Source organism: Allomuricauda sp. d1 (assembly GCF_039592695.1).
GTDB lineage: Bacteria > Bacteroidota > Bacteroidia > Flavobacteriales > Flavobacteriaceae > Flagellimonas_A.
Genome location: NZ_JBBUTK010000001.1, coordinates 113,874 through 128,752, shown reverse-complemented (window position 1 = coordinate 128,752; position 14,879 = coordinate 113,874). Strand labels below are relative to the sequence as shown.

18 protein-coding genes are annotated in these 14,879 nt (G+C 41.3%); 16 read left to right on the top strand and 2 right to left on the bottom strand.

Translation table 11 applies throughout. The features are described 5' to 3' along the window. Nucleotides 1–25: 25 nt before the first annotated feature. Nucleotides 26–1,561 carry a glycogen/starch synthase gene (locus AAAH86_RS00630; protein ID WP_343485556.1) on the bottom strand — a complete coding sequence of 512 codons (1,536 nt, stop codon included), beginning with the start codon at nt 1,559–1,561 and terminating at the stop codon, nt 26–28. A gap of 231 nt (nt 1,562–1,792) precedes the next feature. On the opposite strand from AAAH86_RS00630, the gene AAAH86_RS00625 reads away from it, so the two are divergent. From AAAH86_RS00625 to AAAH86_RS00560, 14 genes are all read left to right on the top strand, one after another. After that, complete coding sequence (locus AAAH86_RS00625) at nt 1,793–3,403, top strand: sigma 54-interacting transcriptional regulator (protein WP_343485555.1); 1,611 nt, start codon at nt 1,793–1,795, stop codon at nt 3,401–3,403. Nucleotides 3,404–3,618: 215 nt separating this feature from the next. After that, a complete protein-coding gene (locus AAAH86_RS00620; RefSeq protein ID WP_343485554.1) occupies nt 3,619–3,945 on the top strand; it encodes an antibiotic biosynthesis monooxygenase family protein in 327 nt (108 codons plus the stop codon). Nucleotides 3,946–3,973: 28 nt separating this feature from the next. Then, nucleotides 3,974–4,777 (top strand): carbonic anhydrase family protein, encoded by an 804-nt coding sequence (locus tag AAAH86_RS00615; RefSeq protein ID WP_343485553.1) that lies wholly within the window; start codon nt 3,974–3,976, stop codon nt 4,775–4,777. 68 nt (nt 4,778–4,845) lie between these two features. Further along, nucleotides 4,846–5,976 (top strand): DcaP family trimeric outer membrane transporter, encoded by a 1,131-nt coding sequence (locus tag AAAH86_RS00610; protein WP_343485552.1) that lies wholly within the window; start codon nt 4,846–4,848, stop codon nt 5,974–5,976. 34 nt (nt 5,977–6,010) lie between these two features. Then, a complete protein-coding gene (locus tag AAAH86_RS00605; protein ID WP_343485551.1) occupies nt 6,011–6,403 on the top strand; it encodes a hypothetical protein in 393 nt (130 codons plus the stop codon). 77 nt (nt 6,404–6,480) lie between these two features. Continuing rightward, nucleotides 6,481–6,870 (top strand): CsbD family protein, encoded by a 390-nt coding sequence (locus AAAH86_RS00600; RefSeq protein WP_343485550.1) that lies wholly within the window; start codon nt 6,481–6,483, stop codon nt 6,868–6,870. Nucleotides 6,871–6,932: 62 nt separating this feature from the next. Next, nucleotides 6,933–7,475 (top strand): DUF4136 domain-containing protein, encoded by a 543-nt coding sequence (locus AAAH86_RS00595; protein ID WP_343485549.1) that lies wholly within the window; start codon nt 6,933–6,935, stop codon nt 7,473–7,475. 113 nt (nt 7,476–7,588) lie between these two features. Continuing rightward, nucleotides 7,589–8,320: a DUF3575 domain-containing protein gene (locus tag AAAH86_RS00590; protein WP_343485548.1), complete on the top strand. Its 732-nt coding sequence runs from the start codon at nt 7,589–7,591 to the stop codon at nt 8,318–8,320. A gap of 32 nt (nt 8,321–8,352) precedes the next feature. Then, entirely contained in the window at nt 8,353–8,913 is a 561-nt protein-coding gene (locus tag AAAH86_RS00585; RefSeq protein WP_343485546.1) for an HdeD family acid-resistance protein, read from the top strand. Between the two features lie 30 nt (nt 8,914–8,943). Then, complete coding sequence (locus tag AAAH86_RS00580) at nt 8,944–9,237, top strand: DUF2513 domain-containing protein (RefSeq protein ID WP_343485545.1); 294 nt, start codon at nt 8,944–8,946, stop codon at nt 9,235–9,237. A 79-nt stretch (nt 9,238–9,316) separates the two neighbouring features. Further along, complete coding sequence (locus AAAH86_RS00575; protein WP_343485544.1) at nt 9,317–10,075, top strand: DUF481 domain-containing protein; 759 nt, start codon at nt 9,317–9,319, stop codon at nt 10,073–10,075. Nucleotides 10,076–10,080: 5 nt separating this feature from the next. Then, nucleotides 10,081–10,368, top strand: coding sequence for a hypothetical protein (locus AAAH86_RS00570; RefSeq protein WP_343485543.1), 288 nt, complete (start codon nt 10,081–10,083; stop codon nt 10,366–10,368). Next, nucleotides 10,352–11,242, top strand: a complete 891-nt coding sequence (locus tag AAAH86_RS00565; RefSeq protein WP_343485542.1) for an META domain-containing protein — start codon at nt 10,352–10,354, stop codon at nt 11,240–11,242. The genes AAAH86_RS00570 and AAAH86_RS00565 overlap by 17 nt, the downstream gene beginning before the upstream one ends. A gap of 3 nt (nt 11,243–11,245) precedes the next feature. Continuing rightward, nucleotides 11,246–11,548: a hypothetical protein gene (locus AAAH86_RS00560; protein WP_343485541.1), complete on the top strand. Its 303-nt coding sequence runs from the start codon at nt 11,246–11,248 to the stop codon at nt 11,546–11,548. Between the two features lie 43 nt (nt 11,549–11,591). Here AAAH86_RS00560 and AAAH86_RS00555 read toward each other — a convergent pair whose 3' ends face one another. After that, nucleotides 11,592–12,890 (bottom strand): DUF5686 family protein, encoded by a 1,299-nt coding sequence (locus AAAH86_RS00555; protein WP_343485540.1) that lies wholly within the window; start codon nt 12,888–12,890, stop codon nt 11,592–11,594. Between the two features lie 221 nt (nt 12,891–13,111). Here AAAH86_RS00555 and AAAH86_RS00550 point away from each other — a divergent pair, with 221 nt between their 5' ends. After that, a complete protein-coding gene (locus AAAH86_RS00550; protein ID WP_343485539.1) occupies nt 13,112–14,140 on the top strand; it encodes a histidine kinase in 1,029 nt (342 codons plus the stop codon). After that, complete coding sequence (locus tag AAAH86_RS00545; protein WP_343485538.1) at nt 14,137–14,868, top strand: LytTR family DNA-binding domain-containing protein; 732 nt, start codon at nt 14,137–14,139, stop codon at nt 14,866–14,868. Before AAAH86_RS00550 ends, AAAH86_RS00545 begins: the two co-directional genes overlap by 4 nt. Nucleotides 14,869–14,879: the final 11 nt, after the last annotated feature.

Here is a 14,879-nt window from a genome sequence, read left to right as displayed (position 1 = left end):
GGTAGTGGGGCAATTCGCTAAAATCTTACAAAACGTACAGCTCTTTATAGTAGCTATCCACCGATTTTTGCCATGTGAAACGCTTTCTTTTTGCGCTGGTTTGAATCTTCTTCCACAGCGGTTTATCGTTCAGGTATACCTCTAACGCTTCGTCAAGTGCTGACAGCATGTTCGAAATCTTTTCATCAAAGGTATCGCCATCAAAACTAAACCCCGTTTTTAGGTGCTCAACGGTATCTTTCAACCCTCCGGTATGGTGTACCAAACAAGGATTGCCATTTCGCATGGCCAACATTTGACTGATACCGCAAGGCTCAAAAAGACTGGGCATGAAATACAGGTCTGATTCAAGGTACATCGAATCAATCAAACTTTCAGATTGCCCATTGGTAAAAATGAAGTTTTCATTTTCGTAACTCATTTGACGAAACAAGTCTTCATATTCGGGTGCGCCGGTGCCCAACAACATAAAAATACCTTCGACCTTTTCAAGTCGTTTCAAGATTTCAACAAATGCTTCTGGTGATCTTTTGAAAAAGTAAAACTTTTGTTCTGTCAGTCGGGCGACACTCGATACAATGAACTTTGGTCGATTGCCTACATATTTCATTATTTTTTCGCCTGTGTGGGCCAAAAAATCAGCTTTGTATTTTTTTGTCTCATCTTGCAGCCAACTGAAGAGTGCCTTTACCGTGTTGCGGTAAATCTGGCCCTTGGCCTCAACATTGATGTTTTTATAATTACAACCGTTCAAAATACCGAAAAGCCTTCCCTCATTATCGGCAAGCTGTAAATCTTCTTCCAATCCTTCGCCACCAATGAATTCAGGGGGCGAGCTTGGTTTCATCACATCTTCTTTATAGGATGGGGAAACCGTGTGAACTGCATCTGCCAAACGTATGCCCACAGCCATCAGATTGATACAGTCGGTATATCGATGGTCACGCAATCCTTTCTCATCATAGGCAACTTCGGGAAACCAATTTCTTACTGATGAGTAGTTGTTCTCAAAAGGTCGGATACCCTGAATGGCCAAATTATGGATGCTATAGACAAACCGAATCTTTTTAAGGTTTGCGTAGTCACTGTGATATTCTCTTAAAAACAATAACAGACTTGAGTGCCAATCATGAAGGTGCACCACATCTAAATGGCCAAAACTTCCTTTTTTGATGGCCTCAGCAACCGCAGTACAGAAGATAAAGTACTTGATGGCATCGGTAAAGAAAGGTTCTTCAGGATCATCGTGATAAATATGGGCAATGCCACCGGCTTCAATCTCAGGATGGTGAATCACATAATGGGTGATGTTCGGAAATTCCTTTTTTGGTGATACCTCGTACAACTCTGCGGTATAGACAATGCCACGAAGATCAAAATTCAGTTTGGTCTTGAATATACCGTTTTGGTGCAAACGGCCATACGATGGCACGACCACATGCACCTTGTCGCCACGTTCAGAAATCTGTCTGGGCACATCGCGCACCACATCGCCCATGCCGCCTGCCTTACATTCAGGTATGGCATCATTTTCAGCTGCCGCAAAAAGAAAATTGTTCATATAGTTAGTTTCGATAGAGAATTTAAAAGTTAAGGAATCTTTATCAAGACGCAAAAAAAAGCCTTTTACCTAAATATTTAATGTACGGTATGTTATCAAAAAGTAATGGTATTTTAAATTTAGTTTCAATTATTGAAAGTCGGCAAAATCAAATGATAACCTATTGTATAGCAGTAAAATAGATTACAAAAAGTTTACGAAAACAAAAAATAAACGTACATTTATTAGGTAATGGCCTCTTCAGATACATCCAACCGATTACCGAACGAACTTTTGGTACAGCAATTTAAGTTTGAGAAATTGATATCCCAATTCTCTACTCGGTTCATCAGTCTTTCCCCTGAAAAAATCGATGCTGAAATCAACAGGTCGCTCAGGTTCTTGACAGAATTCATGGGTGTTGACTATAGTAGCTTGAACAGTTATTCGGAAGAAACCGGCTTGGCCACGACCACACATTTTTATGCTATCCCTTCTTTGAAGACATTTATTACCCCTGAAGATTTCCGAGAAATTCCCATGAGCAAATTCCCCTATATCATGAGTGAGCTTCTCAATCATGGCATGATTTGTATTAATGATGTCGATGCGCTCCCGACAGCAGCAAAAAACTTTAAAAAATTCTTGAAAGACTTTGGTGTGCAATCCATATTGTACACTGCGCTGGTCATCGACAAAAAAATCATTGGCTCCCTTGGTTTTGATTCCTACACCAAAAAAATTGATTGGTCGGCCAAATATATCAGTCGGTTGAAATTGATAGGGGAAATTTTTGCCAATGCCCTCATGCGGAAAAAGAACCAAGAAGAACTCAATGCGGCCCACAAGCAACTGGAAATGCTCAAAGACCAGTACAAGAACGAAAGCGAGTACTTACAGGAAGAAATCAAGATAGCGCATAATTTTGATGAAATCATTGGCAAAAGTGGCTCTTTAAAGCATACCCTCAAAAAGGTGGAACAGGTGGCTCAGACCGACAGCACTGTTCTGATACTAGGCGAAACGGGCACCGGCAAGGAACTCATTGCTCGAGCGATACACAAAAACAGTAGAAGAAACCAAAGACCGCTCATCAAGGTCAACTGTGCGGCATTGCCCACTTATCTTATCGAAAGTGAGCTTTTCGGCCATGAAAAAGGGGCTTTTACAGGGGCCATCAACCAACATATCGGCCGTTTTGAAATGGCCCATGAGGGCACCATTTTTTTGGATGAAATCGGCGAAATGCCATTGGAACTGCAGGTAAAATTGCTCAGAGTGCTGCAAGAGGGCGAGTTTGAGCGCATTGGCAACCCAAAGACCATCAACGTAGATGTCAGGGTAATTGCTGCCACCAACCGAGATTTGCTCAAGGAAATCGATGCGGGCAACTTTAGGCAAGACCTGTACTATCGGTTGAATGTCTTTCCCATTGATGTGCCTCCTTTACGGGAGCGTATGGAAGATATCCCGCTTCTGGTGAGGCAATTTGTGAGCAAAACGGGCAAAAAAATCGGCAAATCCATAGACACCATTCCCGATGGCCTTATCTCAAAATTACGGGAACATTTCTGGCCGGGCAATGTCAGGGAGCTGGAAAACATTGTTGAGCGTGCGGTCATCACTTCAGAGAGCCATGTGCTGAGCTTGAAAGACGCCCTTATCAAATCGCAGCCTGCCCCTGAACGGCAAATGAGCGGGTCGCTGCAAGAAGTTGAAAAAAGTTATATTCTTCAAGTACTAGAAAAATGCAATTGGAAAGTCGAGGGGCAAAGCGGGGCCAGCAGTATTTTGGGACTCAACCCAAGCACCCTGCGTTCAAGAATGTTGAAACTCGGCCTTAAAAAAGAACTTCCTGCCTAAGGCCTACATCCAATCTTAACTACTTCTTCTATTTTTTGATTTCTGCTAAATATGGCGGAAACCGTCATATATCGTGGTCTTACTACGCATTCTCACAATTTCTCTATTTGTGTAAATAATTGATTTTAAGATTATTATGAAAATTTTCTGTCGTTGGCATGCCAATTGGTTATAGCCAACCGTCCTAAAACTTTTAATCAAAAATGACGGTATTAATGGCACGTGTACAAGTACGAAAAGGAAAGCAGAACGAATTTATGGAAATCATGTCAGGACTCATTAACCGGGTCAGAAGGGATCAAGGGTGCAAGCGGTTCGAAATTTTCACCCACGATCATGAAGAACATACCTACTCTTTTTATGCCATTTGGGATACCTATCGTGATTTTAAAAAATACTTAAGGTCAGATGAGTTTTCAATGATGCTGCTGGCCTTTAAGCTTTTGAGAAAAAATCCTGAAATACAATATTTCAAAAACCCTTCTGGGGTGGGACTTTATGGCCTGCTCAGGCTCAGGGAAAGAAAAACAAAAATCAATTAATCACACTTCAAACACTAAATCAATTATTATGAAAACAATTACGAGAACACTAGCCGCAACAGTTTTGACTGTTTTTACATTAAATTCCACAAGTTGCCAACATCAGCAAAAGAAAAAGGTGGCTGAAGAAAAAAATGAGGTAAAGGCCGAAGCACCTGATGCCAAGGTAAAAAAACAACAGGGATATGCATTACCTGGCCTTGACCACGGACTTATACAATCTCCAATCAATATTCACACTAATCAGACAGAAGATACCTCGCAACACAGCATCACGTTAAACTACAAAGAGTCGTCCGAAAATGTGGTGAACCTGGGGCATACCATTCAGGTAAATTATGATGCCGGTAATACCATTTCTTTTGATGGAAGAACCTTTGATTTCAAACAATTTCATTTTCATACGCCATCTGAACACTTAATTGATGGCATGACCTTTCCCTTGGAGATGCACATGGTGCACACATTACCTGGGATTAAAAAAGGTGAAGACCCAGTATACTTGGTCGTAGGCATTTTGTTTAAGGAGGGAAAAGAAAATCCGTTTCTTGATGAGTTCATGAACGCCATCCCTACCGAAGAAGAAGGTGAAAATAAGGTAGATGGTGGTACTGTTAACATCAATGACCTGAAGGATCAGTTTACAGATTTGGGCTATTATCACTATCAAGGCTCACTCACTACGCCGCCATATACCGAAACCGTGACTTGGCTGGTGATCAAAGAGATATTGGAAGCCTCACCCGATCAAATCCAGAGGTTTAATAAACTGGAAGGAAACAATGCTAGACACGTACAGGCCATGTATGGCAGAAAAGTGGATGGCAACTAGCCCTATTTCATAACTGAGACAGGCTGCCCAAACAAATCCGAGCAGCCGTTTTGCTTAAAAATATAATCATGAAAACAAGACTATTGAGTTTTGCAGCCATAGCTATGACCTTTTTCGTCTTAAAAGGTCAGGAGCAGAACACCGAAAAGGCTTTTAGGGTATACGGATTCATAAAATTGAATGCCACTTATGATTTCAGGGATTTGGGGGGATCGGATCTCTTTAAGCCCTCATCCATTCCTGTTCCACAAGTAAATCCCAGAAACCCGGATTTTTTTATGAGCGCAAAGCAATCCAGGGTGGGACTCGAATTCAAAAAAGAAACTGGTATAGGCAACGTAAAAGCCGTTTTGGAAGTGGATTTTCACGATACGGCAACCGGAATCGGAGGCTTGGCAAGAATTCGTCATGCTTACCTGCAATGGAAAGGCCTGACCGTGGGGCAAACGTGGTCAACGTTTTACGACATTCAGGCGCGGCCACACATTGTTGACTTTGAAGGTGCCAACAGTTCTACCCTTAACCGGGCACCCCTAATCCGATATGAATTTGAGGCCGGGTCCACAGGCACACTTGCCTTGGCTATCGAAAATCCAGCAGAACAGATTACCCTTACCGGCGATGCCCAAGCAGAGAACTTGAATATGCCTGATATCATAGCAGCTTACAAAGTACGCTGGAATCAGGATAAAGACTTCCTAAAATTCGCTGCTCTGGTGCGACAACTGCGATTTTCGACGGTTGATGAACCCACCAATGATGAAACGGGATGGGGGGTTATGCTATCCGGAAAATTGGCCACTTTCAAAAAAGACAATATAAAGTTCCAGGCCGTCGGAGGCCAAGGAATTGCTCGCTATATCGAAGGAGTACGTGGGCTTGGCTATGACGGAATCTTTGATGAGACAACAAACAACCTTGAAACCCTGGGCATTTATGGTGGGTTTATCTCTTACCAAATCTTTTGGGGCACCAAATGGAACTCCTCACTGGTGTTGGGCACCACAAGACTCGAAGATAATGAGTTACTAGCTGAGAATGACCTTAAAGACAGCAATTACGGTTCATTGAATTTGTTCTATGAGCCTATAAAATCATTGTCATTTGGTCTCGAATATTTACATGGAAAGCGAGAAAATATAGACGGTAACAGCGCCACTGCCAATAGAGTTCAAATGGGCGCCATGTTGAAATTTTGATAACGCCAAAAATCAGAAAACTGAATAAAAATTAATGAACCATTTATTAGAAGAGTACTGGGAAGACCTTAAATGGGAAGCCCTGATAACATGGGAAAGACTGACCCTTTCAGAATTAAATCAAGTCGCTGGCAACACAGCCAAATTGGAAAAACTAATACAAAGAAAATATGGATACAGCCTTTGGGAAAGTAGAAAGCAAATCAGTGATCTCATCCACAGATATGACGACCTCGCCTTTATAGCAGCTTGTGAGCACGTCAAAGAACAATTGCCAAAACATTGGCCAAACCTGAGGGTGAAAGACATCAACCACGTTCACTGTAGCAGAATAAGGTTGCTTCAGTTAATCAAAGAAAAGTACTATTGGTCAAAAGAACAGGCCATGGAAGATGTAAATCAGTTTCTGAGACAGTTCATAGACTGAATGCAAATTCCAAGAATAAAATAAAAAACAAGAACAATCAATTAATCACAATTATTAATCATTAAAAACCACAAGTTATGAGTCAAATTTTAGAAGGTTACTGGAACGAGCTTAAAGGAGAAGCTCAAAAATCATGGGGCAAATTGACCCACAATGAGCTGGATCAAGTTGCTGGCGATACCAAAAAATTGGAAGGGCTGTTACAGCAAAAGTATGGTCACTCTGTCGAGGAGGCCAGAAAAGAAGTGGACAAGCTTCAGGCACGCTATGATAACATGGCCTCTGCCGGGGAGTGGAACCAGCTTAAGGGAAAAATGCAAAAGTATTGGGGAGAGATTACCGAAAACGATGCTGATAAAATCAATGGCAGCAGAACACGGTTGGTCGGTCTTCTACAAGAACGATTGGGTAAATCAAGGTCTGAAGCCTTGGCAGAAGTAGACCACTTTTTAAAACAAATTTCCTGATAAAAACAGACACCTCTGGTGTATGCCAGGGGTGTTTTTAACCACACTTAAAAACAAAGAAAATGAAAAGAGCAATTTATTTAGTAAGCATCATATTGCCAGTTTTTTTGGTCTTGGCGAGTTGCAATTCCATCAAGAATCTAAAAACAGCGGTAGAATACGACAAACAGGCAAATTTTGCCTCGTACAACAGCTATAAGTTCGATAAAGAATTATCGTATTCAGATACACATGACAATTATAGCAGTGAAAATCAGCGCACTTTTGAAAATGCGATACATGACCAATTGCGAAGAAAAGGGCTCGAAGAAACGGAGACCCCGAACCTTTATGTGAATTTCTTCGTGGTCGATACCCAAGAATCAAAAAGCATCACCCACACTTCGTATAGAAGCCAGCGTTATGGTGGCATGTCGCATGTAGACACCTATATCAAAAATTACGAGCTGGGCACTTTGGTAATCGATCTAATCGACGTGTCAAGTAAAAAATTGGTGTGGAGGGGATTGGCCAATGGGGTCATTACCGGCAAACAAAAAGACATGCAGCGGACCATCAATGAAGCAGTCAGGGCCATATTGTCAAAATATCCTCCAAGAAAATAATTGGCCTTGGTGCTGAAGGGCGCAAAGCCTCGGTCAATGGATATTGGCCGATCAGATAGGATGGTAAAAATCCATTTGGTCGGCCATCATGAAACCACAAACAAAAAGAACTGATGAAACCTATTAAAATCATTTTGCCGATACTATTGCTGGCAAGCTTTTCAATGAAGTCGCAGCAAAACACAGCTGATGTAGAGCAGAAAAACCATATCATGCTCAATCCGTTTGCACTGGCCTTTGGCACCATTCAAGTGCAATATGAGCGAGCATTGAACGAAGATATGAGTTTAGGGTTATCGGTCGGTGCAAAGATATCTTCAGGAATATTTGAAACTCCCGGATTCAATACGCTGACCGTTGTCACAAATGATATCACCTTTTCGGGTGTTCAAATTTCGCCTGAGTTCAGATGGTATTTGCAAGAAACCCAAAGAAGCCACACCGGATTTTTTGTGGGGGCTTATTATCGGTACCAAAACTATAAAGATGACCTTTTGGGCACCTATACCTCTTCGATTACGCTTGAAGATACTCCCCTGGATATCAGAACTTCGGTCATCACAAACAGTATTGGGCTTGAGGTCGGTTACAAACTGCCTATAAAGAAGCATTTCTATATCGACTTTCTGATTGCGGGCCCGGGCATTGGTTTCAATAAAGTCAAGATTGAAGAAAGACAGGCCCTACCCATAGAATTCTTCGCAGTAGACGCAGCTTTGGCCATTATTGAAGAATACAGGGTCTTGGATGCTTTGGGCACCGACATCGAATTTAACGATAAAGGCGAGGCCACCTTTACAACCCCGGCATTTCACTATGGAATCCGGATAGGATATTCATTTTAACATAAACAGAAAAACAACTAAAACATACAATCATGAAAAATAGAAGAAAAAATTGGTGGATGTACCTCTTGAGAGGAGCGTTGTTCATCATCGTAGCAGTACTGATCTTTAGAAATCCGTTGGCTTCATTAGTAGGCCTAACAGCTACCATTGGGTTTTTGACCCTCTTTACGGGAACAATTTTCATAATCGGAAGCATTACCGTTAGAAAACTCTACAACAAATGGGGCTGGACCCTCGCCTTGGGCATTCTTGATGTGCTCTTAGGCGGTGCGCTCTTGTTTTACCCCGCCATGACCGCACCTTTGTTGGTCATCTTCATTGGTTTCTGGACGGTCGCCATCGGCATGTTGGAATCGGGTCTATCGTTTGGGCTCAAAAAATTGATGTTCAAAAAATGGTGGGTATTGCTTATCATGGGCATACTATCCATTTTATTTGGTGTGGTCATCATAGCCAAACCTTTGGTGGGGGCACTATCGGTCACCGTTTTTATGGGCATGCAATTTTTGTTCTACGGAAGTTATTTGATTGCCAAAGGCTTCCAGAAAGAGGAAATACCCACCCCGACACCGACCCCTATTCAAGAATAAAACAGTTTAGATAACGATATGTCAAAAACGATGAAGAGAGATATGCTGTGCCTTACGGAAATCATCCGTACCATCGAAAAAATGGAATATAACGGCGATGTGGCCCCCGCCAAGTTCACGGTCAAAGGGTATTCCAAAAAAAAGATTGACTATCACATTCAACTGTTGAAAGATGCGGATTTTATCAAGACGGGCATCAATGAACAAGGTAGGGAATTGCCCACCAGACCGACTTGGAAAGGCCATGAGTACCTTTTCCAAACGTTGAACAGCACGGTCAATGTTGTCAAGGAAGGAATAAATGTTGTTGAAGATTTGATGTAAGATTTCCTTCTTGATTCCCCCGTTTAAGGTATAGTTGGTTGGTCTATATTTAGGGGGAATCCTTTTTTTGTCTACTCTTATGAAGAACTTGAAATTACTTGCGTTGGCCATTTTGATTGGTATTCAGGCCCATGGGCAAATCGTAAATGTGGAATCATTGCGAAAGGTGACTGACACCTCTAAATGGTCGGGCAACATGAGCCTAGATGTGAGTCTTATAAAAAACAGGAATGACATCTTCAAGATTACCAACAGGGCGCATTTGCAGTATCGCAATAAAAAGAACCTGTACTTGATTGTCACCAACCTGAATTTTCAGCAGTTGGATAGCAGCAAGTTTGTAAACAGCGGCACCATACACCTGCGTTACAACTACAAGTTCAGGCCGAAAACCGCTTGGGAGGTCTTTTTTCAGTCACAGTACGATGCAGTTTCAAACATTGAGCTGCGAAGTCTTGTGGGCACCGGCCCCAGATTCAAATTGGGGGCTTCTGAAAAGTATAAATTTTATCTGGGATCCTTGGTGATGTACGAGTATGAAAAATCAACCGAAACTTTTGGAATCAACATCAATAGAGATGTTAGGGGCAGTGCCTACCTGTCGTTCAGTTTGTATCCATCAGACCAGGTTTCGATGGTCAGCACCACCTATTACCAACCAAAAATTTCGATGTTCAGCGATTACCGGATTTCAAACGAAACCTCATTGACCTTTACCATTTACAAAGGGTTGGGATTCAAATCGACATTCAATCTGCTGTTTGATGCCTTCCCGCCAACGGGTGTGCCCAGAACCCAATACACATGGACGAATGGCGTTGTTTACACTTTTGATTAAAAGTCATGAAATCAAGTACCACTTTAAAAAACTATGCAATAGCAATTTCAGCCGCTGTTTCACTGTTTGTTTTTATAGTGGCGTTTTATTCAAACGCAGGGGCCGCCTCAAACGACCCATTTCAGTTCAATGTGGGTAAAGCCATTGAGAGCACGGCTTTTCTATTCGGATGGATTTCAGGCATGCCCAATGCCGTGGCACTCATTCTGGGCTGTTTGCTTTTGTTTTTGCCATCTTATATCATTTTCAAATGGATACTTAAAAAACTGAGAAAAAATGAAAGATCAAGTTAGCTTGTACCTATTGTCTGCAACAGCACTCTTCTTGAGCATGGGCTGCGGCGGCACGAATACTGAAAAGAATCTGCAAGGTGGAAATCTTGAGAATACCTCTTGGAAGCTTACTGAGTTTCCCGACCACGATGCCAAACATATAGAAGTCACCTTAAACTTTGAGCATGATGAATTACACGGAAAAGGGATTTGCAACAATTATTTTTCAAGCTACACCGCATCATCCAACAAATTAGAACTTGGTGCCGTGGGAGCTACAAGAAAAATGTGTGCTTCTGATGCCAAATTGGAGATTGATTACTTTGACCAATTGTCCAACGTCAATCAATACGGAATCGTAGGCGATACATTGCTGTTGAAAACACCCAAAGGGTTTCTAACGTTTACCAAAATGGCCAAAACTCCAAAGCCTTTGGTTTTAAAAGAAAACACCCTTGGCGAATTGCCCTTAAGAAGCAGTATCGATTCGCTTAAAAAAGGACTTAAAATACTTTTTCCAAAAGATACCATCCTAAGAAAAACAGAACCACTTGAGAATGGAACGCATGAGGTTTTGCAGGTGGGGTCTGATGTGCAGAGTCTCAAAGGGGTTCTTGACGATAACGTCAACCAACTAAAATCGTTGGAAATATTGGCTACGGATATTCAAGACCAATATGGGGTACAGGTCGGCATGGCTCTCGAAACGGTCAAATCGCTCAGGCCAAATATCGAAATTGCCACAAGCCCCCATTTTCATACCTATGCGAGTGTTCAAGGTTCTAAGATAGCGTATGAAATATGTTGCAATACCCATGGCCCAGACAAGACCAATTGGTCAATCGAAGAGGTCAAGAATTGGAAAATCAAGTCAATCATCTGGCAGAAAAAATAGGCTGTGAAAAAGATACTGCCCTTTTTGGACATCTTTTCGTTGACAGGATTGCTCATTTACAATCTTGCGCTATTTCTTGGCATGCTCCGGTTTGGACGGGAAATGGGAGACCTTGGCTACTATGCCATTTTGGTGCTGGGCACAATCATTGTCCTGATATTGTTCTTTCTGAAATACAAGGGTGTTTTCAAAAAGGGGACGGTCATTGTTTCACTGCTTGCATTGGGCCTGCTGTTCTTTATTATTTACTACAGTAGTTTTGGAAGAGGTCCCGATTTTCCGTGGAACGGCCAGTTTTTTGGATAGTGGCAGAAAGTTCTCCTATTGTTGACTTTATTTCTTTAATTGGTCAATCAAAACCAATCCCTACCCGAACTCCGAAACTTTCGTGCTTACCATCTCGCCAACTGTTATACAGATCAACACGCCATTTGCCCTTGAACATGTTGTCCATACCAATCCCCAATTCGGCATAATGACCACCCTCTTTGGTGTATAAATAGTGAACCCCTGCCACGGGTCTATAATCCACTTCATCATAGATAAAATGAAAAGGCCTGAAATAATGCTCATAATGCCCCTGCACGTAAAAATCTGCGGTGCTATATCTGTAATAATCCAAAAGGTGAAACTGGTCGATGCCATATTCGCCATAGACCGTTTCCTTTCCTTTAAAATGATTGAAATCTACAAACGTCAAGGCGTCCTGGGACACAAAGTCGCCTGCTTCCAAAAAGAACTTGCCAAAGGCATAATGCCCGATTTCAAACTCATCTTCGATACCAAATGCCAGTTTTTGATAGGACACGTCTCCGCCCAAAAGTTCATCAACAGCATTGGTGTATGAAAGGGTCAATGCAGGATATTTACCCGAAGAAACCATTCGTCCCCGTTGTTTGGAAAATTGATGACCGACCTGCCATCTCAGTTTGGCATCAAAAAGAACCGCGGTATGTTTTGCGAAAGCGGTATCTTCCAATTCTTCATTCTCAGGAGCGTTGGACGTAAAATCTTCGTCATTTTCATATTTCTCTAGATTGGTCAACGGGTTTCTCTCGTTCCAACTTACCGAAGTTGTCAATAGAAAGTCCTTAATTGGTGAAAACGTATGTGCAAGTTCCACATAAGAACGCTCGTAGATTTTCAAAAAGTTTTCACGAAACGCAAAGGTATTCAAGGAATTGTTAAACGCGCTTAATGTACTTTCATCATATAATTGTTCTACGGCTCGCCCTCCAGAGATTTCCAAAAGACCATTTGATTCTGGCCGATATAAATATTGGGTCTTCAATTGCGCCTGAAAACGTTCGCTACCGAATCCGTATCTCAGGTTGGGGTTCAAGCTCAAAAATCGTCCGTCTTCATAATTTTGGGTAAACCGTACTTGTGGACTGAAAACGAAACCTTCCACCGTATTAGCAGGAAACTGTTCAAAAATATTTGGGATGTACCATACCTGTTTCTTTTCAGTATTCTTCAACAAAACACCTGAGAAAAGAATATTGGGCAGCCCTATTTTGGTGTAATAATATTCAGGATAATCTGATGGGTTATAACCTTCTTGCTGCCCCCAAGAGTTTTGTACTGCCAATAGGATAAAAAGTAATGGCAAACCCCATATTCTGCTTCTTTCTACTGCTGTTTTCATCGTAATCTGATTTAAAATTCACAGTGCAAAGAAATCTTCATACGCGCATTTAATAAAGTGGTTTCTGACCAATGGCGATATAATCGTTCGGATTGCAATCAGTCCATTCACACGGTTATATTGCAACTCAAAAGAATTTGGTTTACCGTTCTGAAATTCTTTTAAATATTTGCAGTTCAATTGATTAATAATTGGTTAATTGCAAAAAATGATTTAAAAAATTGAAAAAAGAAATTCTACTTATTGTCCTTTTCTACGCACTTATGGGAGTGTTTTACCAAGCTGTATTGAACATTGATATTGGTCGGTGGCTCAACCCGATGGGTATGATAATAAACTTCGTGCTCAAAGCTATATTAACCATTCCCTTGATTTGGCTGTTCTTTAAGAAACTGGCTTCGCTTTCCATTTGGAAGAAAGGATGGCTACACCTTATCACAATGCCCCTTTTTACATTGATATGGATTTATGTTTACTATCTCCTCTGCGATTATTATGCCCTTTTTAGGCTTCAAGGGCAACGCGTGGTTTGGGATGTGTATCTAACCCTTCTTTTTTATGCGATTCAATTTGGCATTTTTCACGTCTATATCTATTCCAAAGAATTAAGGCAACAAGAATTATTGTCTGCTGAACTGAAACGATTGAATGCCGAAAGCGAACTATCAGCCCTAAAAGCACAATTGAATCCGCACTTTTTGTACAATGTGTTCAACACCATCAACTCTGCTATACCAACGACGGCGAAAAATGCCCGAAATATGGTCAATGAACTGTCGGATTTGTTTCGCTATCAATTAAAAGCTTCCCGTGAAAAACGAATACCGCTGGAAGAAGAACTGGAATTTGTTAGAAAATATCTGGATTTGGAAAAAGAACGATTTGGGAAGAGGCTGACTTATGAGATAAATGCTGACAGAGAATCAACAGAGCTGTTAATACCCCCTATCATTATGCAACCTATTGTGGAAAATAGTGTGAAGCACGGTATCTCACCTCAAATTGAAGGCGGTCATATTGCCATTAATGTGACCCATCGTACTGATGCGCTCGAAATTTCTATATGCGATACAGGTAAGGGGATTCATGGTGAAGCAAAAGATAAATTATTAAGCAAAGGCGTTGGACTAGCGAACACCAACGAAAGACTTTTAAAAATATATGGAATGGGAATACAATTCACCGAAAACAAGCCCAAAGGACTTTGTGTGAGCTTTTCCATTCCGTTAGAAAAAACTGAAACACAATGAAAAAGGTAATTATCGTTGATGACGAGGAGCCAGCAAGAAAACTGATTAAGGAATTTTTACAACCCCATAAAGACTTGGTCATTATTGAAGAATGCAACAATGGTGTTGATGCGGTAAAGGCCATCAATACTTTTAAACCAGATTTGGTATTTCTGGATATACAAATGCCGGGATTAACGGGTTTTGAGGTATTGCAACGCTTGGAAGAAATGCCGCAAATCATCTTCTCTACGGCCTATGACCAATATGCGTTTAAAGCTTTTGAGGTACACGCCGTGGATTACTTGCTTAAACCCTTTAAACAGGAACGTTTTGATGAGGCCATTGAAAAAATAATGACCAATGATAAAAGCTATCTCAATCAAATCCAGACTTTGGTCAATGGACTAAACGAACAGGAAACGCACCTTACCAATATCTTGGTTTCTGTTCGCAATAAGCTTATCAATATACCAGTGGCAGACATCATTTATATTCAGGCAGATGGCAATTATGCGAAACTTATTCTGGAAAAGGGCTCACATTTGACCAGCTACGGCTTGTCAAAACTGGAAGAAAAGCTAAATCCACAGCAGTTTATCAGGGTGCACCGCTCTGCGGTCATCAATATCAATAATGTGAAGGAAGCGTACAGTTATCCTTCGAGTTACGAATTAATTATGACAAATGGCGATATGGTCAAGGTAAGCCGAAGCTATTTGGAAAACATTAGGAAGCTAATCGTTTAAAGCTTTCAACA